Here is a 25,167-nt window from a genome sequence, read left to right as displayed (position 1 = left end):
CGCACAACGGCGCGAGTCAAAACTCCATAGACAAACTTAAGATCTAGCCAGCGTTTCCACTGGTCATGGCTTTCGTCCGTTGGGACCGCCGGATTCGGACCGGCAACCCCTTGACCCCCAGACCTCGCCGAGGTGGTCGGGTGAGGTTCGCCCCGCTGCGCGGCAGCCGGATCGATGTCGTACTGGCTTTATGCGGTTCCGTCGGTTGCCGTCCTTCGCTGCTGCACTCCGGACCTCCGCCTGAGTCGGCACACTCCCGTGCCAAGCCTGCCATCACGCCTGATGACGACGGGATCGGAGCCCTTTACAACTGGGCCCGATGATCTTCGCGTCGCCTGAACGACCGCATAGCCGGAAGCTCACCCGAGGGCATCCGATTGCTTGACCGTCGGCCACACTTATGGCGTGACGACGACAATCGTGCCAATGGCTTCCGCCCACCCGGCGTTTGATCAGGTAGCTGCCCTGTTCGACGACTACCGGGCGCACTACGGCCACCCGTCATCGCCTGAAAGCACCCGCTCCTGGCTGCACGACCAGCTCGCACAGCACCGGATGTCCACAGCCGCCGCCATCCGAGCCGATCACGTCTGCGGATTCATAACTGCCACGATCATGCCGGCATCGCTCAGGCTGGGCAGCGCGTGGTCCATCCGCGACCTCTACGTGGCCCCGCACCACCGCCGTGGCGGTATCGCAAACGCCCTCCTGCAGCACATCATCCACAGTGCCCGTGCTGCTGGCGCGCAGCGCGTGTCACTCCAGACCGAGACCGACAACATCCCGGCTCTGACTCTCTACACCGAAGTCGGCTTCCAGCCCGTCACCGGCCTGGAACTACTCAACCTCACCCTCGATCCGACCGACCAGGAGCCAGAAGACACGCTTTAGTAGCGCTTCGACGGCAAGGGCAGCCCTTCGAGGTGTGCAGTAAGGCAGATCACCAATGTCCGCCGTCGGTGGCGAAGGCTCGGGCCGACAACGACCTCGCCTGGGTCCCCACACCTTCTGCAAGACCGTGGCACCCAGACCGACACGGAAAGCGCCCCAGCACAGCTCGGGCACTCGAGCGAGGAGGTCACCCACGTACTACATCGCCAAGCCCGCCCAAGCCCTGGACGTCTCGGACATCCTCGAACGCCTCGGCCCCGACCACGGGAGGCGGCAACATCCCGCACCCGCCCGCATAGCGTGTGGTCCCCCTTCGCCGGCAGCCGGTGTCCGACTCCGCTGACGCGTTACGCGGTGGCTTCACTTGATGGGTTACACGGGCCTTGAGCATGCCGGACGCGGCCTGCGAGGCTGACCGCCCACGGCGATGGCGTGCCGCGTTCGTACAGGACTAGGGGATGGTGCAGAATCTGAACGTGTTCAACAACGGACCGGCCGGCACCTGGTTGCTGATCGGGCTGGTCGGATCGGTGCTGCTTCGTGGAGCCCTGTGGGTGCTCACGATCTTGAATCTCACGCCGCTCCTTGGACCGGTCCACTTGCTGCTTATCTCGACAGTCGGCCACACCCTCGGCACGGGGATCTGGCTCGGCGACATCGTCGCGTCATTCCTGTTCGCCATTGCGACCGGCGTTGCGTGTCAGGGACTGCGCGGCGACCGCGTGTGGGCATACCGGCTGGGGCGCGGGCTAGTCCGCTTCTACGTTGCTGTGAACGCGGGGACCGCTACTGTCTGTGCCGTGCTGATGTGGGACTGGGGCCTGCCTGCCAGGGGGCTGCTGGTCTTCCCGTTCGTCCTGTACATCGTCTCGATCGTCGTCGCGATCGTGACCGCTCGCCAACTGGAGGCGCACACCGCGGGGCGACGATGGTCGAGGATTGCGTGCACCAGCGATAGTCGACTGCCGGTTACGCAGTGTGGTAGCAGTTCCAGAGAGGCGCCGTCGACTCACCCTTCAAGGGAAGCTGACGCGTAACGGATCGACTGGACCCATTTCCATGGCCGGCATCCGCTGTCCCGACTCAGGGCGTAGCGGGCAACCCGGCGCGGCACAGTTCAAGAGCGTCTCGAGCACCACGCAGGGCTGCGATCACATTGGGCGAGGGTCGCACGTGCACTTCAGGAAAATCGAGACCGGCCGATCCGTTGGTGATCGGGTAGGCCAGTTGCTCACGCCCGAGTCGGAATTGGGCGTCGATGCCGGTGCGGTTGCCGCGCGGGTCCTGGCGATGCCAGCGGCCCGCGAGGTATACGGCAACGAGGCCGTGCAGGAAGGGCTCTCTTCCGTCGGTCAGCTGTTGGTAGCACAACCCGGCCGGAACGCCGGCGGCCCGGGCCACGGCCACCAGCAGGTGCGACTTGGCATAGCAGAGGCCGACACCGGCACTGAGCACCTCGCCAGCGGTGACGGTGATCCGCGGATCCTGGGCGTCCACGGAGTGCCGGATCCGGTCACGAACCCATGTGAAGGCGGCCCGCGTGAAGTCGACGTCGTCCGAATGCGCCGCGCGTAGTTCACCAGCTAACGCCCGCACTGCCGGATGGTCCACCTCGACGACCATGTCACCGCCCAGGTACTCCATCGGTTCGCCCGCGACCAGTTGCATAGCTGCCCTTTCCCTGCCGCTTGTTCAGGCGGGTTCGAGGCTGCTCCATCGCGCCATGACCCACCGCGTCACGGTAACGGCGCTATCCCACCGCCGCGACGCTTCGCCTGTCACCCTCATTCCCGGACACAGCTGATCCGGTCTGTTGCACGCCAGCGCCCGTTGCGGTTCGAATCGCGGTCCTGATGTCTTCGAGCAGCGTGCGCGCGTCGGTGCTGTCGCTGGTGATGGTATGCGGGGTGACAACGAAGTCGAGGTCACCCTCCCAGGGCTGGTGGAAACAATCATGATCGAGACGCACGAGAAGGCCGGTCCCACCCACACGGGCGGTACGCGCCACGGCGGTCGCGGCATGACCTCGCTCGCGCAGCACGTCCACGAAATGGGCACCGATCAGACCACTGCCAACTGGAGAATTCGCGCGCTGAGGCGTCCACAATGGAGCGTACCGATTGCCAAGGGGCGTTCGACGGCCGTCGGAATCAGGCTGAGCCCGGGGACCTGGTTGGGCTGTCCTCGAGCTGGGCGGGAGCGGCCTTGGATGGACCGGTCGTTGGGGCGTACCGCTGCTGTGTCGCCCAGAGCGCGAGCAGGCGCAGGTTGTCGTGTGAGCTGCTGCCGGGATCCGTGGTGTAGATGAAGAGCGTCTGGTCGTCGTCGCCGGGTAGTGCCAGCGCCTCGTATCGGATGGTCATCGGTCCCACGGCGGGGTGAACCATGTGCTTGGTGCCGTGGGTCCGCTCGTGCACCCGGTGGTTGTGCCACCACGTACGAAACTGCGGGCTCTTGATGGTCAGCTCGCCGACGAGTTCGTTGAGCTGCGGGTCGTCGGGGTTCCGGCCGGCGTAGAGGCGCAGCGTGCCCACGACGTCAGCCGCCACGGTGGCCCATTCGGGGTAGACCTCGCGGGCACCGGGGTCGAGGAGGACCCAGCGCGTGTAGTTGCGCTCTTGGGGTGGCAGTCGGGTCCAGTCGGTGAGGAGGGCGCGGGCCAGCAGGTTCGACGCGAGGATGTCGGTGCGGCGCCCGACGATGAAGGCCGGGTGGTCGACCATCGAGGCGATCATCTGGTGCATCGCCGGCCGGACCCGCTGGCCCGGCACCTGCCCGGTGCGGTTCCGGGCCGGCCGGGCCAGGTCGACAAGGTGAGCCCGGGCGGCCGCGTCGAGTTGAAAGGCACGGCCCAACGCGTCGACGACCGACTCCGACGGACTGCTGTGGCGGCCCTGTTCGAGTCGGATGTAGTAGTCGACGCTCACCCCGGCGAGCTGGGCCACCTCCTCCCGGCGCAGGCCGCGGACGCGTCGCCCCGACAGCGGGAGGATTCCCGCTGCCTCCGGCGTCGTGTCAGCTCGGCATTTCCGCAGGAAGCCGGCCAGTTCTGTGCGTCGAACCATGTCGCCAATGATGCCGCGCGGGGCGGGTCGCGCCCAGGGGCTGGGTGGGCATGTCGTTCCCAGGTACGGCTGGGCCTGGCCAGAGGTGTTCGGCTCGTCCGCCCGGCAGCAGCATGAAATGCGTTTCCGGCAGGGCACAGCGCTGCCACTTCAGTCACAAGGAGAACACCGATGTCGTACCCCACCACCCGACCCGCCACCTGGTTCGTCACGGGCACCTCCCGGGGCCTCGGCCGGGAGTTGGTCAAGCAGCTCCTCGATCGCGGTGACAACGTCGCGGCGACGACCAGGTCGGCTGAGCGCCTCGCCGCCGCCCTGGGATCCGTGGACCGGGCCCGGCTGCTGCCACTTGAGCTGAACCTCGCGGACGAGCCGGCGGTCGCGGCGGCGATCCGCTCCACCACCGACCGTTTCGGCGCGATCGACGTGGTCGTGAACAACGCCGGCTACGGCTTCCTCGCCGCCATCGAGGAGGTCACCGACGCCGACGTCCGGCAGATGTTCGACGTGCAGATCTTTGGGCTCTGGAACGTTCTTCGTGCGGCGCTGCCGTCCCTGCGCGCCCAGCGCAGCGGTCACATCATCAACATCTCCTCGATCCTCGGTCTGACCTCCTTCCCGGGCTGGGGTCTCTACTGCGCCGGAAAGTACGCCCTGGAAGGGCTGACCGAGTCACTGGCCGCGGAAGTCGGCGATTTCGGCGTGCAGGTCAACCTCGTGGAGCCCGGTTACATGCAGACCGACTTTCTGCGTACGCACTCGCTTGGCCTGCCGCCGACCACCGTGTCCGGTTACAAGTCGATCCGGGAAATGACCGAGGCGCACCTGGCGATGCCGGGCACCCAGCTCGGTGACCCCGCCCGAGCCGCAACCGCCATCATCGAGGTGGCGGTCTCGGGTAAGGCACCTCTGCACCAACTGCTCGGCTCGGACTCCTACTCGCTGGTCAAGGCCCGGATCGATGCGCTGACCTCCGACGTGGAGGCGGGCCGCGAGCTGGCGTACACGACGGACATCCCGCAGCACAGCTAAGGGTTCCGTTGCCTCCTGGCATCGCCCGGCCTGGTCTCACCGTCCAGGCCGGGCCCGCCGCTGTTCAGCCGGTGACGGATGACGGCCGGCTCTTCGTCGGTCCTCGCGGTGGCCGGATCAGCACGGCGGGACTGCGCGACGCGACGCACTGGGATGAGGTGGTCGGCGCACTGGGCTTCGAGTACCTGAGGCGGCACGACCTGCGGCACATCGTGGTGCTACTTCGGTACGCGCAGCGCTTGCCACAGCGTGCGGTAGAAGTCGGTGTAGGTCCGCTCGACGTGTGTGGCGAACCGTCTCGTTTCCTCGTGCCTGGCGGGGAGCTGGTTGATGGGCACGCTCATCGCGGCGTGGTGCTCGATGTGCAGGTTGTTGCCGTTGGTGTACCAGGTACTCAACCAGCTACCACGAATCGATCGGGTGTTGTGCAGAACGTCTGTGGTCTCGGTGTCGCAGAGAATGTGCTCGGGCAGTTCAACGAGGAAGTGCATCGGTACGGCGGCGACGACCGGCAGCACCCAGAGCAGCAACACGTACTCACCGAGACCGGCGAGAGCCAGACCGATGGCGGTGAGAACCGCAACCCCCTGGACCAGGTGCTCCTGCACGACATGACGCCGCATCTTCGGGCTGATGTCACCGAACTCGTAGTTCCACCGGCCGGCCGCGCTGCGGACGACGTCCCGGAGCACGACCAGAACGCGGTGGTAGTCGAGCGAACCGCGGAGCAGCGTGGCGAGCGTCAGCGGTTGGCGCGTGTCGAACCCGAAGAACTCGGTGTCCTGTGGGGTACCCAGGAAGCGGTGGTGCTGCAGGTGCCGTACCCGGTAGTGGCTGTAGACGACGAACAGTGGCAGGCCGAGTGGCACCCCGACCAGGCGGTGAGGCCAGGCCCTGCGGAACGCGGAGTGGTGCAGTGCCTGGTGTTGAAGCTCGACCGCGTGGGTGTACATGGCAGCCAGCAGCAGCACGCCCGCGACGGTCGCGACCGGCTCCGGACGCAGGGCCAGGGTGGCCCCGGCCGCGGTGATCAGGGCCAGGACGCCGAGCTTGCCGAGGAAGACGCGCTCGTCGGCGCCTGTGGTGCGGGCGCGGGCGAACAGCAGGGTGGGCGCGGGGATGGGGGTGGACGCGGGCGCGGCGGTGAGCGTCATGGTTGTTCCCTCGGGGGCGGGTGTGGGTGGGATCAGCGGCCGCTGAGCAGGACGACGTGGGTTCCGGTCAACGCGGTGCTGCGGGCGTGCGCGAGCAGCCCGGCCAGGGCGACCGAGCCGGCGGCGGTGGGCTGGGCTCCGTACTCGGCGAGCAGGTGCCGCGCGGTGAGCAGTTCGTCGTCGGTGGCCGCGTGCACGGCCCCGCCGCTGGCCCTGATCGCGTCGAGCGCCTCGGGGCCCTGTAGTGCGTGCCAGTTGACGAGCGGCTGGTTGTGGTCGGTCGTGGTGACGCTGTCCGGGTCGAGCATTCGGTACGGTCCCGGCCAGCTCGTGACCAGCGGGTTGTTGCCGGCCGAGCCGACGCCGTGCAGCGGCACGTCCCACCCCAGCCGGCCCAGAGCCTTGTGTACGGCGATGACCGTGGTGCCGTTGCCGACCGGGATCCACAGCGCCGCAGGCGGTTCGGCCAGCTCGGCGTGCAGGGCGTGGGCGACGGTGCCGTGGCCGGTGAACACCGCCTCGACGTAGGGGCCGTCGACGTTGCCGTCGATCGCGCCGTCGAGGGTGGCCAGTCGCCGGGACTCGTCGACCGCGTCCTCGTAGCTGCCGTCGATCAGGTGCACGTCCGCGCCGGCCGAACGCATGAAGGCGCCGCCGTCGCTCCAGCCGGTGGGCAGCACGACGGTGCAGGGCATGCCGATGGCGCCGCAGGCCATCGCCATCGCGCGTCCGTAGTTGCCGCAGGTGGCGATGACGATGCGCCGTCGACCTTCGGCGATCGCCCGGGCGACGACCTGGCGTGCGGCCGGTTCCTTGTGGCTTCCGGACGCGTACCGGGTCTCGTCCTTGACGAGGATCCGGGCACCGGGCACGAGGTCCTGCGCGTCGATCAGGGGGGTTCCGTACGCGTCGATGGGGTGCTCGACGTAGGTGTCGACGGACATGCGTTGGCCTTTCGCGAGGGTGGAGGTCAGCGGGGGGTGGACAGGGCGGCGTCGGCCGCGCGCTGCAGGTCGTCGCGGGAGCCGATCTCGGCCGGTGGGAGGGCGTCGGGCAGGTCGTCCTCGAGCAGGCGCAGCCGACGGTCGAGCCAGCCCCGCACGGCCCACGCGAGTTGCAGCAGGCCGCTGACGGTCACCAGCAGGGCGAGCCCGCGGCCGGGGCCGGTGCCGAGCACCTCACCGACGCTGCCGGCGAGGGCGCCGCCGGGCTCAAGCAGCGGCTGGACGTACCGTTCGGCGAGAGGGCCGACCACCAGGTAGCCGATCGGCATCGTGAGCATCATCAGCGAGATGAAGATCGACAGGACGCGGCCCTGCAACTCGAAGCCGACCTTCGTCTGCACGACGGCGATCCAGTGCCCCTCGGCGAGCGACTCACCGAAGGTCAGCAGGAACATGCCCACGATCACCCACACCGGGCCGGTGCCGAGCCCGACGACTGTCATCGCGATGCTCGCCAGGCCCATGAAGAGGATGAGGCCGTGGGCGCGGCGGACGGTCCCGCCCCAGACGCCCATGACGACACTGCCGGCGAGCCCTCCGATGCCCCCGGCGCCCAGTGCCAGACCGAGCACCGCCGGACTCTGTTCGATGAGCAGCATCGGGGTGATGACGGCGAAGCCGAGCGTGTAGAAGGCATGGTCGACGATGAAGAACCGCAACGCGGCCCGCAGGCCGGGGCGGCGGATGATGTAGCGCCAGCCGTTGGCGATCTCGGTGCGGAAGGTCTCCTCCCGCCGGTGGAACATCAGGTTCGGAAACCGCACGAGCAGGAGGGACAGCACGCCGGCGACGAAGGTGGCGGTGTCGATGAGCAGCACGCCGGAAACGCCGATCGAGGCGATCAGGCCGGCGCCGAGCAGCGGGGCGAACACGGTGCCGACCGAGACGCCGAGCTGGCTGATGCCGTTGGCGTGTCCGAGGAACCGCTTGGGCACCAGTTGGGCGACGGCCGCGAGGTAGGCGGGCCGTTGGAACGCGCCAGCCATCGAGGTGACCGACACTGCCAGGTAGATCTGCCAGAGCTGCAGGCCGCCACCGGCGAACACCGCCACCGCAAGCGCCACCATTGACAGGCCCGCGACGGTGTCGCTGGCCAGCATCACCCGTCGCCGGTCCCAGCGGTCGGCGACGGCGCCGGCGATCGGCCCGACGAAGATGCCGGGCAGCAGGCCGATCGCGTTGACGACGGCGAAGTCGGTGAGGGATCCGGTGCGTTGGAAGACCCAGATGCTGAGTACGAGAGCGCTGAGCCCACTGCCGATCATCGAGAGGAACTGGCCGGCGGCGACCGTCGCGAAGCGCGCGAGGCTTGGTGCGGGTCCCGACCCGTGGTTCTGGTGCACCGGTTCGGTCGTCGTGCCGCCCGCGAACGCCACGAGCTCGGCGGCAAGCGGCTGCGCGTGCGACCTGACGAAGAAGTGCCCGGCCTTGGGCAGGACCGCGAGATGCACACCGCCCTCGCCGAAGTGCTCCCACTCGTGGAAGCGCTCCTGGTAGTGCTCGGTCACCCGGTCGCGCGAGCCCACGACGGCCAGCACGGGAGCCTTCAGTCTGGTGGTCTGCCCTCCGTATGCGGTGGTGAAGAACTCCTCGGCGTCGCGGGCGTCATGCCGGACGTTGCGCAGCACGAACGCCTGCTGCTGCGGGTCGTCCACGTCGGTGAAGCCGCCGCGGCCCCGCAGGTAGGCCAGGTACTCGCGGTCCGAGGTGAGCGCGTCGGTCGGCACGAACCGGTAGAACCAGTCGAAGATCCGTCCCGGCAGCCGGGCCGTCGGGAAGCCCGCACCGAGCGCCACGCCCGCGAGTTCGACGCCCGACTCCTCGGCGCGCTGTGCGATCTGCATGGTGACGGCGACGCCGAGGCAGTGGCCGTACAGCAGCACCGGGCCGCTGACCTCCTGTAGCTCGGCGAGTACCCGTTCGGCCACCTCGGCCGAGGGCAGCAGCGGCTCGTCGGGGCGGGCGTAGTCGTGCCCGGGCAGCTCCACGGCCAGCAGCGCCCAGGTGGACGGCAGCGCGTCGGCAAGCGGCTGGTAGGCGACCGCGCTGCCACCCGAGTACGGGACGCCGACGACTGTCATGCCACCGGCGGCGAGGTCCGCGTCGCGCGGGGTGAGCCGGTGCAGCATCCGCCGCTCGGCGGGCGGATTCTCCACACGGCTGTCCAGCAGTGCCGCGAGTCGACGTACGGTCGGTTGCTGGTAGAGGTCGAGCAGCGTGGGCGCCGGCGTGATCTGCCGGACCACCCTCAGCGCCGCGAACGAGTCCCCGCCGAGGGCGAAGAAGCTGTCGTCGAGACCGATGTCGACCACACCGAGCACGGCGGACCACGCCTCGGCGATCGCCCTCTCCCGTGGTGTCTCCGGCGCGGGGCCGGTGACTGTGGCACCGGTCTGCGGCGGCGCGGGCAGACGGCGCCTGTCGAGTTTGCCGTTGGGTGTCAACGGCAGCGCGCTGAGGGTCAGCACGCGGGCGGGGACCATGTGCACGGGCAGGGCGCGGCCCAGAGCGTCGCGGAGCGTCGCCTCGTCGGCCTCCTCACCGGTCGCCGTGACCGCGTACCCGATCAGCCGGGCGATACCCGAGGGCGGGGTGTGCACGGCGACAGCGCACGACGCGACGCCCGGCAGTGCGCCCAGCGCGGCCTCCACCTCACCCAGTTCGATCCGGTAACCGTTGACCTTGACCTGGTCGTCGAGGCGGCCGAGGAAGTCGACTGTGCCGTCGGCGTGGAAGCGGGCGGCGTCGCCGGTGCGGTACATGCGGGCCCCGGGTTCGGGGGCGTAAGGGTCGTCGACGAAACGTTCGGCGGTCAGCTCGGGCCGCCTGTGGTACCCGGGGGCGACACCGGCCCCGCCCAGATACAGCTCGCCGACGACACCCGCGGGTACCGGCTCGCCGTGGGCGTCCAGCACGTACACGCGGTTGCGGGGAAACGGGCGCCCGATCGGCAGCGGTGCCTCGGCGGGCAGGTGCGCCGCGGAGGCGTCGAACCAGACGTTGTCGACTGTCACCTCGGTCACGCCGTACGCGTTGACCACCCGGCCGTGCGGCCCGACCAGGCGGCGGGCCAGCTCGTACTCGTGCACGTGCCACTTCTCGCCGCCGCCGATGAGCATCCGCAGCCAGGAGAGGCCCGCGCCGGTGTGGTCGGCGTGTGCGAGCAGCCCGCGCAGCACGGCCGGGACCAGTTCGGTGCACTCGACCCGTTCGGCGCGCATCAGGTCGTACAGGTCGGCCGGGTCGAGCAGCGTCTCGCGGGGCACGACGACCAGCCGCCCGCCGGTGGTGTGGGCCCGCAGCGTCTCCCCGACGAACATGTCGAAGGAGAAGCTCGCCGCCTGCTGGTACGTCCACTCCGGACGCAGGTCGTAGGCGCGTTGCCACATGTCGGCCGCGTGCACCAGGTTGCGGTGTGTCACGACGACGCCCTTGGCCTTGCCTGTGGAGCCAGAGGTGTAGATGACGTACGCCGGGTCGTCCGCCGCGGCGGCCGGCGGCAGGTCGCTGCCGTCCTCCGGTAGCGGGTCCCGCAGGTACGCGGCGTCGATCAGCACGGTGGCACCGCTGTCGGCGAGCATGTAGTCGAGGCGTTCGCGCGGGTAGGCGGGGTCGAGCGGCACGTAGGCAGCTCCCGCCTTGAGTACGCCCCACATCGCGACGAACAGGTCGAGGCCCCGGTCCAGACAGATCGCCACCCGGTCGCCGGGTTGGAGACCCGCGGCCCGCAACCGCCGGGCGACGCGGTTGGCCCGCACGTTCACGTCGCCGTAGCTCATCGTGTCGCCCCGGAACGTCAGCGCCGGCGCGTCGGGGGTGGCCGCGGCGTGCCGCTCGAACAGCTCATGGACCGTCGTCGCGTCCGGAACGGGCGCCGTGACGTCGTTCCAGTCGTGCAGGATCCGGTGCCGCTCCTCGGCGGTCAGCAGCGGCAGCCGTAGGACCTCGGTGCCGGGGTCGCTCGCGGCGGCGGCCAGCAGGGTGAGCAGATGGTCGGCCAGCGCCGCCACCCGTGGCTCGTCGAACAGTTCGGTGGCGTAGTCGATGGTCAGCAGCGGTCCGTCGGCCGGGAAGTCCAGGCCGACGGCGAGGTCCACCATGGTGGCGGCGGGCGCGACTTCTCCGGCGTACCGGACGGCCGTGCCCCGCGGCGCCGGGGTGTTGTGCACGGTGAGCATCACCGGGCTGAGACGGTTCCGGTTGCCGCTGCCGGGCCGCGCCAACGCGTCAACCAGGTCGGGCAGCGCGAGCGTCTGGTGGTCGAGGTCGGCCAGGACAGCGCCGCGGACCCGCGCGACCAACTGGGCGAACGTCGGCGCGCCGGCCACGTCGCCACGCATGGGCAGGATGTTGAGCAGCGGCCCGACCAGGGTGGCCTCGCCCGCCCCGGTACGCCCGGCGACCGGGGTCAGCACGGTCACGTCGGTTCGACCGGTGTAGCGGGCAAGGACCGTCTGCAGCCCGGCGAGCACCACCATGAACAGGCTCGCGCGCTCGCCTCGGCCGTACGCGCGCAGCCGCTCCAGCAGCGCGGGGTCGACGTGACGGGTCAGCCGCGCGGCAGCGAAGGACCGGGCCACCGGGCGCGGCCGGTCGGCGGGCAGTTCCAGGTCGAGGTCCGCGTCGACGAACCGCTGCCGCCAGTACTCCCGCAACTCCTCGTCGGAGCGGGCGGTTGTGTTCCGCGCCGCCAGATCGGGCAGCGCGACGGCAGGGGCCAGGTCGGGCTCCGTGCCGCTACGGGCGGCACGGTACAGCGCGGCCAACTCCTCCCCGACGACAGTGGCGGACCACCCGTCGAACACCAGATGGTGCACGACCAGAACCAGCTGCGTGCCGTCGGCGCCCAGGTACGCCCGCGCGAGTGGCCCGGCGGCGAGATCGAACTTCGCCGTGACCGGCTCCCCCCGCACCAGCTCGAGCCTGGCGTCGGAGCCGATCACCATCCGCGGTTCTGCACCGTCGTCGGGAAACCGGGCGCGCAGCAGTGGGTGTCGACGAGCCAGCGCCGTGAGGGCTCGAGCCAGCGCGGCGGGGTCGACCGGCTCGGCGAAGCGGTAGCGGATGCCAAGCGTGTGCGCGGGCAGGTCGGCGCAGACCTGTTCGGCGACCCAGAAGTCCCGCTGTAGTGAGCTCAGCGCCACCGGAACGCCCTCGGCCACGGCGACCGTCTCGGCCACCCCGCCGGCGTCGGCGCTCGTGACGAGGTTCGCCACCTCCGCCAGCGTGGGCGCCGCGTACAGCCGGCTCAGCGTCAGCTCCACGCCGTGCTCGTGCCGCAGGGCGCTGATCATCCGTACGGCGTCGAGTGAGTCGCCGCCGAGCGCGAGAAAGTCGTCGTCCTGGCGTACCTGCGCGATACCGAGCACTGCCGTCCAGATCCGGGCCACCGCGCGCTGCGCCGGGGTGAGACCGGTGTCCACGACCGGGCCGTCCGGGACGACCGTGGCCAGAGCCAGACGATCGACCTTGCCCTGCACGGTCAGCGGCAGCCGGTCGTGGCGCACCAGAGCTGCCGGGACAAGGTACGCGGGAAGCTCCTCGGCCAGGGCGGCGCGAACCGCGGTCAGGTCGATCCCGCGATCGGCCACCACGTGCCCGGTCAGCCGCCCCTGGTCGCCCCGATCACCGAGCACCACCACGGCGTCCTCGATGCCCGGCGCGGCCCGCAGCGCCGCCTCGACCTCCCCCGGCTCCACCCGGAAACCACGGATCTTCATCTGCTCGTCGAGGCGCCCCAGGAACTCCAGCGACCCGTCCGCGGCACGGCGCACCCGGTCCCCGGTGCGGTACTCGCGGCCGACGGGCCCCGGCCGGAACCGCTCGGTGGTCAGCTCCGGCCGGCGCAGGTACCCGGTGGCGACCTGAACTCCGCCGATCGCCAGCTCGCCGGCTTCACCGTCGAGGGCCTCGGCGCCGTCCGCGCCCAGTACGCGACAGGTGACGCCGGGCAGTGGGTGCCCGATCGGCACGGCGTCGCCGGCCCATCCGGTCAGGTCGGCGACGGTGGCGACGACAGTGGTCTCGGTCGGCCCGTAGGTGTTGAGCAGCCGTACCCCGGGACTGGCGGCGCGCTGCCACCGGCGCACCGCGTCGGGCCGCGCGGCTTCGCCCCCGATGATCGCCAGCCGGACCTCGGCGGGCAGTGTCGCCTCGGCACGGTCCAGGGCGGCGACCACCTCGTGCCAGTACGCGGTCGGCAGGTCCAGCACGGTGACGCCCAGCCTCGCGCAGCCGTCCAGGAACAGGTCGGGGCGACTGATCATGTCATCGTCGCGCAGCACCACGGCCGCCCCGCAGGTCAGTGCCGGGAAGATCTCCTCGACGCTGGCGTCGAAGCTCAGCGACGCGAACTGCAGGACGCGGTCGGCGGCGGTGAGCTCGTAGCGCTGCCGGGCGGCGGCGCAGAACGCGGCGAGCGCGGACATCGGCACGACCACGCCCTTGGGCCGCCCGGTCGATCCGGACGTGTACACGACGTACGCCGCTCCCGCGCCGGCCGCTGCGTACGCTTCCGCGCCGACCGGGATGTCCGTCGCGGCGACGCCGTCCGCGGTGATGACCGCCCGGGGCCTCGCGTCGGCGAGGATGAGCTCCTGACGGGCCGCCGGATAGGCCGGGTCGATGGGCACATAGCCCGCGCCCACCCGCAGGACCGCAAGCATCGCCACGACAGCGTCGCTGCTCCGCGGCATGCGCAGCGCCACCAGGTCGCCGCCGGACACCCCGACGACCGTCAACTCCGCCGCCCGCTCCTCGACGCGGGCAACCAGCTCCGCGTAGGTCAGGTCACCCCCGCCGTCGACCACCGCCGCAGCCGCGGGCCGGCGCCGGGCCTGCGCGACGACCTGCTGCCACAGTGGACCCTCCTCCACGGGCGGTGTGCGGATGTCGATGGCCTGACTCATGAAGGGCTCCCGGGTGTAGCGACAGCGAAAGGCGTGCCGGCGCAAGACCCTAGGGATCGACTGAGGTTCGCGGATGAACGCCGACCGACGCTCGGAAGGATCTTGATCACGGGCTCGTTCACCTGGTGAACGCCACGGCCCACCGGCCAACGATGCCGCCGCCTGCGGGAACATCGTTGACGCGCACCGGGATGCGATGAACAACGCGTGAACTCGACGACGTGGGAGTGGTCACCGCACGGCTCGGGGGCGGATTCCTTCTGGTCAGTCGGAATTCGCCGCGTCTCTCTACCTTGCCATCGGATCACTACCGAGAAGTAGCTGGTCCTTCGATCCTGACGAAATGAGGACTGATGGCAGTAAGCAAGCGAGTGGGCCTGGGTGCTGCGGTGGCCGCGCTGATCCTGACGCTGCCGGGCGCCGCGTCCGCAACCGAGCGGAGCACGTGGAACCGGGCGGAGTTGATCAAATTCGCGATGCTGCCGGCAGCGACCTTCGTTCCCGGTAGCGAACCGTCCGGCTCGTCACTCGGCACTGCCCCGATCAACGGCATCGTTCCGCCGTTCGTCGACCAGCCGGTCCAGGGATTCAGCGGCGTCCTACGCAACACCGACGGCACCTTCGACGTGTTGTCCGACAACGGTTTCGGCAACAAGGCCAACAGCGCCGACTTCCTGCTGCGTATCCAGCGGGTCGCGCCCAGCTTCGCCGACGGCGCCGTCGACGTTGTCGGCGGCATCAACCTGACCGACCCATACGCCAAGGTTCCGTTCGCTCTCACCCGCGCCGACCGCGTGCTCACCGGTGCCGACTTCGACGTCGAGTCGATCACTCGGACGGCCGACGGCACGTACTGGATCGGTGACGAATTCGGTCCCTCCCTGCTGCACTTCGACCGCGCGGGCCGACTGCTGCAGGCGCCGGTGCCACTGCCTGGGGTGTTCGCCCCCGAGAACCCGACCCGCGGTACGACCCCGGCCAACCTCGCCAGCAGCAAGGGCTTCGAGGGCATGGCCCAGTCACCGGACGGCGCCACGCTCTATCCGCTGCTCGAGGGCACGGTCGCGGGCGACCCGACGGGCACGCTCCGGCTCAACGAGTTCGACGTCAGGACCAACACCTACACGGGTCGGCGCTGGACCTACACGCTCGACGCTGCCGACCACTCGATCGGCGACGCGATCATGGTCGACCGCGACCGCTTCCTGATCATCGAACGGGACAACGGTCAGGGTGAGACGGCGACGGTGAAGAGGATCTACCTGGCCGACAAGCGCGACCGGAACCGGGACGGGCGCCTCGACAAGACGCTTGTCGCCGACCTGATGAACGTCGCCAACCCGCGCCACGTCGGCGGGTTCGGTAGCACCTTCACGTTCCCGTTCCAGACCATCGAGGACGTGGTGATCCTCGACGACCACACGATCGCCGTCCTCAACGACAACAACTTCCCGTCCTCCTCGGGCCGCACCGCCGGCCAAGCGGACAACAACGAGTTCATCGTGATCAGGCTGGACCGTGGCCTCGATGCCGACAAGCGCGTCCTGCGTCGCTACTGATCTGGACATCAGGGGTGGGTGGCCTGATCCGCCGCCCACCCCGTACCGGGCAACCGCAGTCACACTTCATCCCTGGCCGATTACGGATAGGCCCCGAGGACGGTCGTGATCAGCGCGGCGGAGACCGCCAGGCTCAGAGCTAGTAGCGCTCCGGTAAGGCGGTGATGGAAGGCCGGGTTACGGGCCAGCGGTTGCTGCAGCGCCGTCCACGTCGTCGCGCCGAACAGCGTCAGCGTGAGGACCACAATAATGATCATGGGCTGACCAAACGTCAGGGGAACCGGCCTCCTCGAACGTTCCACCGACGGCGAGGGAAAGCCTGCTCCCCGCAGGTGAACTTTGCGCAAACGAATGAATGTCGAGTGGATGTCCGGGCACCACCTGTGCGGACACTCAAGACGACGTGCGAGGTGCCTGATGACCGAACCCGAAGCCAGTGACGGTCTCGCTGACCCGGAGATCGCCCTGCAACGCCAGGTCGAGACGCTGAAACAACGATTCCCGGATGCTGACGAGAGCGAGATCTCCGCCCTCGTGCACGAAACGCACAAGCGCCTCAAGGACGGGGCGAGCATCGACTCACACCTGGTCGCCCTGACCGAGAAACAGGTGACTGAGGAACTGCGCAGCGGCGGTGGGACCGTTCACATCCGTAGCGACAACACGGCCTGAGGTTCCCGCAACGGTTCGCTGTGGTGGTGGACACGAAGCCGTTGTTTGACAGTCGCTCGCGGCCGTGCGCGACGTAGCGTTGAGGGCTGCCCAGGGCCGGTCGCATACGGCATGCCTGGTCGACGCCGATCCGCGAGACGAAAATGGTGAACGCCGGGTGCCCGTGACGAGTGAAACCCAGGTGGCCGCGCTACCGCCAGCTGCCGAACCGACGATCCCGGCGGTCTTCCGATCCGCCTCGGCCCCGGCCCGCCGCACGCTTGTCGACATTCTCGACGACTCCGTGCGCGCGCACGCCGACGCGGACGCGCTCGACAGCGGTGCCACCACATTGACGTACCGAGACCTGGCCGATGAGGTCGAGGCGGTCCGGAGGTCGCTGGCCGGGCACGGCATCGGTGTCGGCGACCGCGTGGGCGTCCGCATCTCATCCGGCACCGCCGAGCTGTACCTGGCGATCCTCGGCGTTCTCGCGACCGGCGCCGCCTACGTGCCGGTCGACGCGGACGATCCCGAGGAACGCGCCGACCTCGTCTTCGCCGAGGCGGGAGTCACGGCGGTGCTCGGGGACGGGTTGACGGTGTCGGTGCGTCGTACCCCCGTGGGTCGGGTCGGTCGGCCCGGCCCGGAAGACGACGCCTGGATCATCTTCACCTCCGGCTCGACGGGCACCCCGAAGGGGGTGGCGGTCAGCCACGGCGCGGCGGCGGCTTTCGTCGACGCCGAGGCGCGGCTGTTTCTCGTCGACGAGGCGAGCGAGGCGATCGGCCCACAGGATCGGGTACTGGCCGGGTTGTCGGTGGCGTTCGACGCGTCCTGCGAGGAGATGTGGTTGGCGTGGCGGCACGGCGCGTGTCTGGTGCCGGCCTCGCGGTCGCTGGTCCGCAGTGGCGTCGACCTCGGTCCGTGGTTGGCCGAGCAGCGCATCTCGGTCGTGTCTACGGTCCCGACGCTCGCCGCGCTGTGGCCGGTCGAGGCGTTGGAGGAGGTCCGGCTGCTGATCTTCGGTGGGGAGGCCTGCCCACCGGAGCTGGCGCAGCGCCTGGCCGTCGAGGGTCGCGAGGTCTGGAACACGTACGGACCGACCGAGGCGACAGTGGTGGCCTGCGCCGCGCGGATGACCGGTGAGGGACCGGTCCGCATCGGGTTGCCGCTGGCCGGCTGGGAACTCGCCGTGGTCGACGGGTCCGGCGTGCCGGTGGCGATGGGTGAGACCGGCGAGCTGGTCATCGGCGGGGTGGGGCTCGCCCGCTATCTGGATCCGGGCAAGGACGCCGAGAAGTTCGCGGCGCTGCCCGCGCTCGGCTGGCAGCGGGCGTACCGCAGCGGTGACATCGTCCGGGCGGAGCCCGAAGGGCTCCTGTTCGTCGGTCGCGGTGACGAACAGGTGAAGCTCGGCGGACGCCGAATCGAGCTGGGTGAGATCGACGCCGCGCTGCAGGCGCTGCCCGACGTCGCCGGTGCCGCCGCGGCGGTGCAGCGCACCGCCGCGGGCAACCAACTGCTGGTGGGGTACGTCGTTCCGCACGAGGGCGTCACATTCGATGCCGCGGCGGCGGCGCTGCGGATCCGTGAGCAGTTGCCGGCCGCGCTCGTGCCGCTGCTGGCCGTGGTGGATGCGCTGCCGACCCGGACGTCGGGCAAGGTGGACCGGGCCGCGCTGCCGTGGCCGCTGGCCACCCCCCAGGACACCGCGGGCGAGCTGACCGCGACTGAGGAATGGCTCGCCGGCGGTTGGGCGGAGATCCTTGGCGTACGTCCCACCGAGGCCGACGCGGACTTCTTCAATCACGGCGGCGGCAGCCTGAACGCGGCGCAACTGGTGGCATGGATCCGGCGCCGGCACCCGCGCGTGTCGGTGGCCGACATCTACCTGCACCCGAAACTGTCGCGGCTCGCGGCGGTGCTCGACGCGCTCGACACCACGGCGGCGACGCGCCGGGAGGTCCGGCCGACGCCGAGGCGCGCGGGGCTGATCCAGGCCGCGATGGTGGTGCCGATGCTGGCGCTGGTCGGGCTGCGCTGGCTGACCGTTCTGGCCGCCCTGGGCAACGTCCTCGCCCTGCTCGCGCCGGCACCCTGGGCACCTGTCGTCTCGTGGTGGTGGGTGGCGCTGGGCTGGCTTGTGCTGTTCAGCCCGCCCGGCCGGATCGCGGTGGCCGCCGCCGGCGCGCGACTGCTACTGCGCGGGGTACGCCCCGGCAGCTACCCACGCGGTGGCGGCGTGCACCTGCGGCTGTGGGCCGCCGAACGCCTCGCCGAGCTGACCGGCGCCACAAGCGTCGCCGGAGCATCCTGGATGATCACTTATGCCAGGGCGCTCGGCGCGTCCATCGCTCCCGACGTCGACCTGCACTCCGCGCCGCCGGTCACCGGCCTGCTGAAACTGGGCCGTGGCGCGGCGATCGAGCCAGAGGTCGATCTGGCCGGCCACTGGGTCGACGGCGATGTCGTCCATGTCGGCAGGGTCCGCGTCGGTGCGGGCGCCCGGGTGGGGTCCCGCAGCACCCTGATGCCGGGCGCTCGGATCGGCAAGGGCGCGCGCGTCGCCGCGGGCTCGACGGTGGCCGGCGCCGTGCCGGCCAACCAACACTGGGCTGGCTCACCGGCCGCAGCCGCAGTTGCGAAGGATTCCGACGGGTGGCCCGGGCAGCGTCCCCCCCGGTCGCGGACGAGTGCGCGCCTCTGGCCGCTCGCGTACGCGTTGACCTCCCAACTACTGGGACTGGTTCCGGTCGTAGCCGCCCTGCCGGCGCTCGTCCTGCTCGGCTGGACGCTCGCCATCCGACCAATGGTCGGCTCTGTGCTGGCCGCCGTCGCGGTGGCGACCGTCGCCTATGTCGTGGGCTACGCGCTGCTGGTGCTCGGGGCCGTCCGGGCGCTCAGCATCGGCCTGCGCGCCGGGTACCACCCGGTGCAGGGGCGGGTGGCGTGGCAGGTGTGGACGACCGAGCGGCTGATGGGGATGGCGCGGGTGGGGCTGTTCCCGCTCTACGCCAGCCTCTTCACGCCTGTGTGGTTGCGGCTGCTGGGCGCCAGGGTGGGGCGCGGGGTGGAGGTTTCCACAGTGCTCGCGGTGCCAGCGATGACCACGGTCGCCGACGGGGCCTTCCTGGCCGACGACACCATGGTCGCGACCTACGAGCTGAGCCACGGGTGGCTGCGCGTCGCTCCGGCCCGCATCGGTAAGCAGGCGTTCCTCGGCAACTCGGGAATGGCGGCGCCCGGACGCTCGGTGCCGAAGCGGGGCCTGGTCGGGGTGTTGTCGTCGGCGCCGTTCAAGGCGAAGAAGGGCTCGTCCTGGCTCGGTGCGCCGCCGATGCCGCTGCGCCGGACCGTGGAGGCGGCCGACACCAGCCGCACCTTCGACCCGCCTTTGCGGCTGAAGCTGGCCCGGGCGGCGATCGAGCTGTGCCGGATCGTTCCGGTGATGTGCGCCGGTGCCCTGGCGACCGGCGTCCTGGCCGTACTCGCGCTCGTGTGGCGGACCGGCGGGTGGTGGGCGGCCGCGCTTACCGCCGGGCCGGTGCTGCTCGGCGCGGCGATCATCGCCGCCGCCATCGCGACGGCCGCGAAGTGGCTGCTGGTCGGGCGCCTCCGGGTCACCGAGCGCGCGTTGTGGACCTCCTTCGTGTGGCGCAACGAGCTCGCGGACACGTTCGTCGAGGTCCTCGCCGCGCCGTGGCTGGTCCGTTTCGGGACCGGCACGCCACTGCTGGCGGCGTGGCTGCGCACGCTCGGTGCGAAGATCGGTCGGGGCGTCTGGCTGGAGACCTACTGGCTGCCCGAGTACGACCTGGTGCGCCTCGGCGACGGCGCGACGGTGAACCGCGGTTGTGTGGTCCAGACCCACCTGTTCCATGATCGTGTGATGAGCATGGACGAGGTGACACTGGGCGCGGGGGCCACACTGGGCCCGCACGGCATCGTTCTGCCGGGCGCGAGTATCGGCGCGCGGACCACCGTTGGGCCCGGTTCGCTGGTCACCCGCGGCGACGCCGTGCCCTGCGACAGCCGGTGGCGGGGTAACCCGATCACCACCTGGCCTGCGCCGGCTTCGCGGCCGGCATGAATCCGAAGGCGTCGACATCGCGCGGTGCCACGCCCGGCGCTGATCGCTCCGGCGACTCGTACCTGCCCGAGCACGGCAACGGCGGCTACCGGGTGCGGCACTACGACCTCGACCTCGACTACCGGGTCGCGTCGAACCGCCTCGGCGGCCGGGCGGACATCACCGCGGTGGCCGTCCAGTCGTTGTCCCGGTTCACTCTCGATCTCGGTCGGCTCCGCGTTCAGGACGTCCGGGTGGACGGGCGCCCGGCGAAGTACCTGCACCGGCCGGACAAACTGCAGATCAAGCCCGAGCGGCCGATCGGCGCCGGGGACACCTTCCGGGTGGAGATCCGGTACGCGGGAAAGCCGGTGCCCATCTCCGGTCGCTGGGGCGAGCTCGGATGGGAGGAACTCACCGACGGGGTGCTCGTGGCCAGCCAGCCCAACGGGTCCCCGTCGTGGTTTCCGTGCGATGACCAGCCCGGCGCCAAGGCCACCTTCCGGGTGGCGGTCACGACCCCTTCCCCGTACACCGTGCTGGTGACCGGCGATCCGGTCCTCCAGCGGCGGGGTGCGGGCGCCACGACCTGGGTGTACGAACGGCGCGAGCCCACCTCGCCGTACCTGATGAGCGTCCAGATCGGGCGCTACGAGCTTGTCGACCTGGCCGTCGGTGACGTGGTGCAGCGCGCGGCTGTCCCGCCCGCGCTGCGCCGCAACGCCGCCCACGACTTCGGCCGGCACGGTCAGATCATGTCGGCGCTGCAGCGGCTCTTCGGGCCGTACCCCTTCCGCGAGTACGTCGTCGTGGTCGCCGACGACGACCTCGACGATCCGGTCGAAGCGCAGGGCATGGCGGTCTTCGGGCGAAACCACGTCGACGGGCGGCGCACGCACGAGCGGCTGATCGTGCACGAGCTGGCCCACCAGTGGTTCGGCAACAGCCTCACGGTGGCCGACTGGCGCCACATCTGGCTCAACGAGGGCTTCGCCACGTACGCCGAGTGGTTGTGGTCCGGCGTCTGCGGCGACCTGCCGACGGACGCCCTGGCCGCGCGGTGGTACGCGTGGGTCGCGGCTCGCCCCCGCACCGTCGTCGTCGCGGATCCCGGCGTCGACCGGATGTTCGACCCGCTTGTCTACAAGCGGGGCGCGCTCGCGGTGCACGCCCTGCGCAAGAGGGTCGGCGAGCAGTCGTTCTTCGCGCTGCTGCGAGCCTGGGTCGCCGAGCACCCGCACGCGACGGTGACGACCGAGCAGTTCCGGCTGCACGCCCAGCGCTTCGCCCGCGAGCCGCTGGACGACCTGTTCGGTGCCTGGCTCGACAGCCCGACGCTGCCTCCCCCACCTCGCTGAACACGCCGGACGCGACCGCCTCCGGAAACCCGGTGCCGGTCCCGGCCGACCGACGCAGCCGTCTGCGGCTGGCCGGCAGTGCCGGGACCGGCACCTCGAAGGTCAGGGCCGGAGCCACCACGGGCTGGTGTAGGCCACGGCGAAGTCGTTACACGGGTGACCGGCTGGGCCGGGGGTGCCGTTGGGCAGGGACGGGTCGGAGATCCGGAGCACCACCCAGTCGCCGTCGGCGACGTCGAGCGGCACGGTGAAGTCGGTGACCTGACCGTTGACGGTGTCGACGACGTCGACGACTGTCGGCGCCGAGGTGCCCGGGCGGAGGACCTGGATCCGCAGGGGCTTGCCGTCCCAGGCCGAGCCGCGGTCCAGATCCAGCAGGAACCGGACGTCGCCCGAGGTCACGTTCAGCACCCCGCCCATGCGTACGCCATTGGCAGTGGCGTCCACCCGCAGCCCCGAGACGCGCGTGGCGAAGGAACGGCGGGCGGCCATCGCCTCGAACACCGCGGCGCGGGTGTTCTCGGCGACCCACAGCCCGCTGCGGCCCTTGCCCTCGTGGAAGCCCCAGGTGGTGCCGTGCTCGTCGGTGACGCCGGTCAGCGCCGGCCGCCAACCGGCGTTCAGGCACGCCACCAGCGGTGACGTCGCACCGGACGACCAGCCCTCGAAGAGGAAGTCGTCGGTCCGGTTGAACATCTCCAGCCCCACGAGCTGGTCGCGGGCGGCGGCGTTGAAGGAGAAGTTGTTGAACCGGCCCGCCTCCCGACCGGGGTGATTGAAGCTCGCCAGGCCCCCGGGCCGACCGGTGAGCCAGTTGTACAGGCTGCCGGGGCTGCCGGCCCGCAACAGGTCGGCGAAGTCGGACGTGTTCCAGACGTTGATGTGCCCCTGCAACGGGTGCGACCACTCGAACCCGCGGATCGCGGTGAACTGACCCGGGTCGTTTGCCGCGTTGGCCAGGTCACCTGTGGTCCGCCACTCCGACGAGCTGAGCCCGTCGATCGCGAAGAGCGTCGCATGATCGGTGAGCGCGGCGACGTCCAGACCGGCCTCACGCATCGAGGCGAACGCGGCCTCGGCGCTGCCGTCACCGTCCGACATGACCGTGTGGTTGTGCATGTCCGCATGGACCAACGTCGTGCCCTGGGTGATCCGTGATGACCGGCCGGCGCCGACCGTCGCGGTCGGAGCGCCGGCCATCGTCGTGTTGGCCGCCCGGGCCGCGCTTGGCAGCGCGGCCAGCATCAGCGTCCCGCCGGCACCGGCCAGAAGCGCCCGTCGGCCGAAGCCTGCGGGAACCTCAACCTGGCCGTACGGCACCTCGTCGTCGGATCCGTGGTCGTGATGGCAGTGGTGCGGGTGTTGTCCAGTCATAGCCATATCAATGTTGGTGGATCTGGCGGAGACGTCACACCGAGTCGTCGGTCAGGCGAACACTGCAGTACGCCTCGTCCCGCATCGGCCGGTCCTGCGCATGGCCCGACGACGGGAGCGTTCACTCACCATCGCGCGGTGCCGGCGCGAGCAGCCGCAACGGCGCGACATCGGCGAGTGGTTCAGCGTCGGGGCTGGGCACGGTGCGGGGCAGCAGCGCGGCCAGACCGGCGCGTGTGGCCAGCACGATCAGCCGGTCGGTGCGGACCAGTGGCCGACGTTCCGGCAACGACCAGATGGTCTGTCCCGTCCGACCGGTCCGCACCGCGATCACCCACACCGCGCCCGGCTCGTTGACACCGTGGCAGTACCGTCCCTCGAGTTCGGACCCGGCGCCAACGGGCAACTCAGCCACCAGCAGTACCCGGCGGCCGACCGAGATGGTGTCGATGACCTGCTGGCCCATCATGGCGGCTGCGAACGCAGGCGCTGCCAAGGATGAGACGCTACGTGACTCGTCGATTCTCAGGATGCGCTGTGTGCGCTGCGCGAAGCCGTCGTCGAACAGCCGTAACACCACCCGCAACGGGGGCCTGGTCGCTGCCGACCGTGCCCGGTCCGCCTCATGCGAGGACCGCCCGGACAGGGCGGTCTCCAGGTTTGTGACATCATCGTCGGTCAACACCACAAGCGCCCGGCAGGTGTGTACGGACGCGGCTCGCAGTGTCTCGGGGCGGGTCGCGTCGCCGACGATCACCGGCAGACCCAGCTCACGGGCGACACCGATGCCTCGAGCCGACTCCGTGCGGTCGACGGCGACCACGGAGATGCCGACGGAGTGCAGTTCTTCCAGGACCCTGGTGCCGATGTTGCCGAGTCCCACCAGTACGACGTGGCTGTCGATCGGCTCGATCATGCCGCCGGCGGCGACCGTCAGCCGGGCGCGCACCAGCGAGTCCACCACCAGGGCCGTGACGGTGGGAAGGAGCGCTACCCCGGTGGTCACCAGTACCAGTGCGGTCGCCTTCTCGGTGAGCGGTGCGGCGAGTTCGACCTCGGCGGCTCCCATCGCCGCCAGCAGCGTCAGGTAGGCCGCCTCGGCGAGGTTCACGCCGCGGATGTACGCCAGCAGAACGCTGGCCGCGGCGAGTATCGCGGCCGTGCCGACCAGGGCCAGTCGCAGATTGCGGCTGAACACCAAGCCGAGGGCCCGAAGCAGGCGCGGCCTTCGACGCGGCGGGTCCATTCGAGGCCGCTTGTATGCGCGGACAAGGACCAGGTCTGCCGAATCCTGCTCCGCTGGAAGGACGACCGGCTCCGAGCCGGTCGTGTCGGCCAGGCCGCAAACCACGTCCGCCCCGGCCGGGTCGACGGCGCTGCGTGTCGCGGTCCGCAGAAGCTCACCCTCGGGCAGCCGCAGGTACGTCGGCGTCGCGTCCCCGAGCGTGGCGGCAACGAACGCCGGCGCGGCAATCTCGGATCCGGAGAGTACGGCGCAGTCCCCGAGCATCGCGGCCACGCCCTCGCCGAGCACCGGGTTGAACAGTCTCACCACGAGCCGAACGTCGGGAGCCAGTTCCCTGGTGATCATGGCGCCGTCCACGTTTGTCACATCGTCGACACCGACGAAGGCCACGGCCGCAGCCTCCCGGACCCCAGCCTGATCGAGCACTTCCCCGGTCAGGCGACGGGCTAGGATAATCTCCGGCTGCCCCTCCGCCACGCTGATATCCCGAGCGAGGTCGGCGAAGTCGGGTACGTCGTGTTCGCTCGACGACGGTAGGACCACGGTGACCGCGACATCGTAGCGTTCTGCCAGTTCAGTGACCAGACGGCGAGCGACAGCACCATCCCCACAGACAACAAACCGCTGTCGTGCCGGCTCTCGGGCGGAGCTCCGTCTAGTGTCTCCGGACACAGTCGCATGGTAATCGACATGGCTCAGGATGGCGTTGACACATGCGCCGGCGGACCGCACCCAGTTGCCACCGAGTCACCTACCCGTCAGCCCGGCATGCGACGCTCAACCTCCGCGACCAACAGGCCACGCCGCGTGGCCCCGGCCACCACCGCCGTAGCCGCACATTTCCTGGCATGAC

16 protein-coding genes and 1 pseudogene are annotated in these 25,167 nt (G+C 70.3%); 8 read left to right on the top strand and 9 right to left on the bottom strand.

Going from position 1 to position 25,167, the window contains the following annotated elements; genetic code table 11:
- Window positions 1-405 precede the first annotated feature (405 nt).
- Both ACLQ26_RS20355 and ACLQ26_RS20350 read left to right on the top strand, forming a co-directional pair.
- A complete protein-coding gene (locus ACLQ26_RS20355) occupies window positions 406-891 on the top strand; it encodes a GNAT family N-acetyltransferase (protein ID WP_425745930.1) in 486 nt (161 codons plus the stop codon).
- Window positions 892-1,349: 458 nt separating this feature from the next.
- Complete coding sequence (locus ACLQ26_RS20350) at window positions 1,350-1,928, top strand: hypothetical protein (protein ID WP_425745929.1); 579 nt, start codon at window positions 1,350-1,352, stop codon at window positions 1,926-1,928.
- Between the two features lie 46 nt (window positions 1,929-1,974).
- On the opposite strand, the gene ACLQ26_RS20345 is transcribed toward ACLQ26_RS20350, so the two are convergent.
- The 3 genes from ACLQ26_RS20345 to ACLQ26_RS20335 all read right to left on the bottom strand — a co-directional run bounded on the left by ACLQ26_RS20345 (window position 1,975) and on the right by ACLQ26_RS20335 (window position 3,956).
- Complete coding sequence (locus tag ACLQ26_RS20345; protein WP_425745928.1) at window positions 1,975-2,559, bottom strand: transglutaminase-like domain-containing protein; 585 nt, start codon at window positions 2,557-2,559, stop codon at window positions 1,975-1,977.
- An 82-nt stretch (window positions 2,560-2,641) separates the two neighbouring features.
- Window positions 2,642-2,938, bottom strand: a complete 297-nt coding sequence (locus tag ACLQ26_RS20340; protein ID WP_425745927.1) for a hypothetical protein — start codon at window positions 2,936-2,938, stop codon at window positions 2,642-2,644.
- 103 nt (window positions 2,939-3,041) lie between these two features.
- Window positions 3,042-3,956 carry a helix-turn-helix transcriptional regulator gene (locus ACLQ26_RS20335; protein ID WP_425745925.1) on the bottom strand — a complete coding sequence of 305 codons (915 nt, stop codon included), beginning with the start codon at window positions 3,954-3,956 and terminating at the stop codon, window positions 3,042-3,044.
- Window positions 3,957-4,127: 171 nt separating this feature from the next.
- On the opposite strand from ACLQ26_RS20335, the gene ACLQ26_RS20330 reads away from it, so the two are divergent.
- Together ACLQ26_RS20330 and ACLQ26_RS20325 are read left to right on the top strand one after the other, a co-directional pair.
- On the top strand, window positions 4,128-4,988 hold the full coding sequence (locus tag ACLQ26_RS20330; protein WP_425745924.1) for an SDR family NAD(P)-dependent oxidoreductase: 861 nt from the start codon (window positions 4,128-4,130) through the stop codon (window positions 4,986-4,988).
- Between the two features lie 80 nt (window positions 4,989-5,068).
- Window positions 5,069-5,197, top strand: a pseudogene (locus tag ACLQ26_RS20325) (site-specific integrase); the annotation flags it as partial.
- A gap of 9 nt (window positions 5,198-5,206) precedes the next feature.
- Here ACLQ26_RS20325 and ACLQ26_RS20320 read toward each other — a convergent pair.
- The 3 genes from ACLQ26_RS20320 to ACLQ26_RS20310 are packed head-to-tail and all read right to left on the bottom strand — an operon-like array spanning window position 5,207 to window position 14,054.
- A complete protein-coding gene (locus ACLQ26_RS20320; protein ID WP_425745922.1) occupies window positions 5,207-6,142 on the bottom strand; it encodes a fatty acid desaturase family protein in 936 nt (311 codons plus the stop codon).
- Between the two features lie 32 nt (window positions 6,143-6,174).
- A complete protein-coding gene (locus tag ACLQ26_RS20315; protein WP_425745921.1) occupies window positions 6,175-7,086 on the bottom strand; it encodes a pyridoxal-phosphate dependent enzyme in 912 nt (303 codons plus the stop codon).
- 26 nt (window positions 7,087-7,112) lie between these two features.
- Entirely contained in the window at window positions 7,113-14,054 is a 6,942-nt protein-coding gene (locus ACLQ26_RS20310; RefSeq protein ID WP_425745919.1) for an amino acid adenylation domain-containing protein, read from the bottom strand.
- A gap of 353 nt (window positions 14,055-14,407) precedes the next feature.
- Here ACLQ26_RS20310 and ACLQ26_RS20305 point away from each other — a divergent pair, with 353 nt between their 5' ends.
- Window positions 14,408-15,613, top strand: coding sequence for an esterase-like activity of phytase family protein (locus ACLQ26_RS20305; RefSeq protein WP_425745918.1), 1,206 nt, complete (start codon window positions 14,408-14,410; stop codon window positions 15,611-15,613).
- An 80-nt stretch (window positions 15,614-15,693) separates the two neighbouring features.
- Here the strand turns inward: ACLQ26_RS20305 and ACLQ26_RS20300 are convergent, their stop codons facing one another.
- Window positions 15,694-15,870 carry a hypothetical protein gene (locus ACLQ26_RS20300; RefSeq protein WP_425745916.1) on the bottom strand — a complete coding sequence of 59 codons (177 nt, stop codon included), beginning with the start codon at window positions 15,868-15,870 and terminating at the stop codon, window positions 15,694-15,696.
- Window positions 15,871-16,030: 160 nt separating this feature from the next.
- Between ACLQ26_RS20300 and ACLQ26_RS20295 the strand changes: the two genes are divergently transcribed.
- The 3 genes from ACLQ26_RS20295 (at window position 16,031) to ACLQ26_RS20285 (ending at window position 21,694) form a co-directional block, all read left to right on the top strand.
- Complete coding sequence (locus tag ACLQ26_RS20295; RefSeq protein WP_425745914.1) at window positions 16,031-16,285, top strand: three-helix bundle dimerization domain-containing protein; 255 nt, start codon at window positions 16,031-16,033, stop codon at window positions 16,283-16,285.
- A gap of 157 nt (window positions 16,286-16,442) precedes the next feature.
- The gene (locus tag ACLQ26_RS20290; protein WP_425745913.1) at window positions 16,443-20,357 is read left to right on the top strand and encodes a Pls/PosA family non-ribosomal peptide synthetase; all 3,915 of its coding nucleotides are present in this window, start codon (window positions 16,443-16,445) and stop codon (window positions 20,355-20,357) included.
- Window positions 20,354-21,694: a M1 family metallopeptidase gene (locus tag ACLQ26_RS20285; protein WP_425745912.1), complete on the top strand. Its 1,341-nt coding sequence runs from the start codon at window positions 20,354-20,356 to the stop codon at window positions 21,692-21,694. Before ACLQ26_RS20290 ends, ACLQ26_RS20285 begins: the two co-directional genes overlap by 4 nt.
- Window positions 21,695-21,796: 102 nt before the next feature.
- Here ACLQ26_RS20285 and ACLQ26_RS20280 read toward each other — a convergent pair whose 3' ends face one another.
- Both ACLQ26_RS20280 and ACLQ26_RS20275 read right to left on the bottom strand, forming a co-directional pair.
- A complete protein-coding gene (locus ACLQ26_RS20280) occupies window positions 21,797-23,068 on the bottom strand; it encodes a CehA/McbA family metallohydrolase (RefSeq protein ID WP_425745911.1) in 1,272 nt (423 codons plus the stop codon).
- A gap of 121 nt (window positions 23,069-23,189) precedes the next feature.
- Window positions 23,190-25,046 carry an NAD-binding protein gene (locus tag ACLQ26_RS20275; RefSeq protein ID WP_425745910.1) on the bottom strand — a complete coding sequence of 619 codons (1,857 nt, stop codon included), beginning with the start codon at window positions 25,044-25,046 and terminating at the stop codon, window positions 23,190-23,192.
- Window positions 25,047-25,167 lie beyond the last annotated feature (121 nt).

The organism is Micromonospora sp. DT43 (assembly GCF_049841645.1).
In the GTDB taxonomy this organism is placed as follows: Bacteria; Actinomycetota; Actinomycetes; order Mycobacteriales; family Micromonosporaceae; genus Micromonospora.
This window is presented reverse-complemented; position numbering and strand designations above follow the sequence as displayed.

Bases quoted from the DNA above. Each gene is read 5' to 3' on its own strand.
- ACLQ26_RS20335 (WP_425745925.1), bottom strand. From the start codon at position 3,956: ATGGTTCGACGCACAGAACTGGCCGGCTTCCTGCGGAAATGCCGAGCT.
- ACLQ26_RS20285 (WP_425745912.1), top strand. From the start codon at position 20,354: ATGAATCCGAAGGCGTCGACATCGCGCGGTGCCACGCCCGGCGCTGAT.
- ACLQ26_RS20315 (WP_425745921.1), bottom strand. From the start codon at position 7,086: ATGTCCGTCGACACCTACGTCGAGCACCCCATCGACGCGTACGGAACC.
- ACLQ26_RS20305 (WP_425745918.1), top strand. From the start codon at position 14,408: ATGGCAGTAAGCAAGCGAGTGGGCCTGGGTGCTGCGGTGGCCGCGCTG.
- ACLQ26_RS20300 (WP_425745916.1), bottom strand. From the start codon at position 15,870: ATGATCATTATTGTGGTCCTCACGCTGACGCTGTTCGGCGCGACGACG.
- ACLQ26_RS20295 (WP_425745914.1), top strand. From the start codon at position 16,031: ATGACCGAACCCGAAGCCAGTGACGGTCTCGCTGACCCGGAGATCGCC.
- ACLQ26_RS20320 (WP_425745922.1), bottom strand. From the start codon at position 6,142: ATGACGCTCACCGCCGCGCCCGCGTCCACCCCCATCCCCGCGCCCACC.
- ACLQ26_RS20280 (WP_425745911.1), bottom strand. From the start codon at position 23,068: ATGACTGGACAACACCCGCACCACTGCCATCACGACCACGGATCCGAC.
- ACLQ26_RS20330 (WP_425745924.1), top strand. From the start codon at position 4,128: ATGTCGTACCCCACCACCCGACCCGCCACCTGGTTCGTCACGGGCACC.
- ACLQ26_RS20345 (WP_425745928.1), bottom strand. From the start codon at position 2,559: ATGCAACTGGTCGCGGGCGAACCGATGGAGTACCTGGGCGGTGACATG.
- ACLQ26_RS20350 (WP_425745929.1), top strand. From the start codon at position 1,350: ATGGTGCAGAATCTGAACGTGTTCAACAACGGACCGGCCGGCACCTGG.
- ACLQ26_RS20310 (WP_425745919.1), bottom strand. From the start codon at position 14,054: ATGAGTCAGGCCATCGACATCCGCACACCGCCCGTGGAGGAGGGTCCA.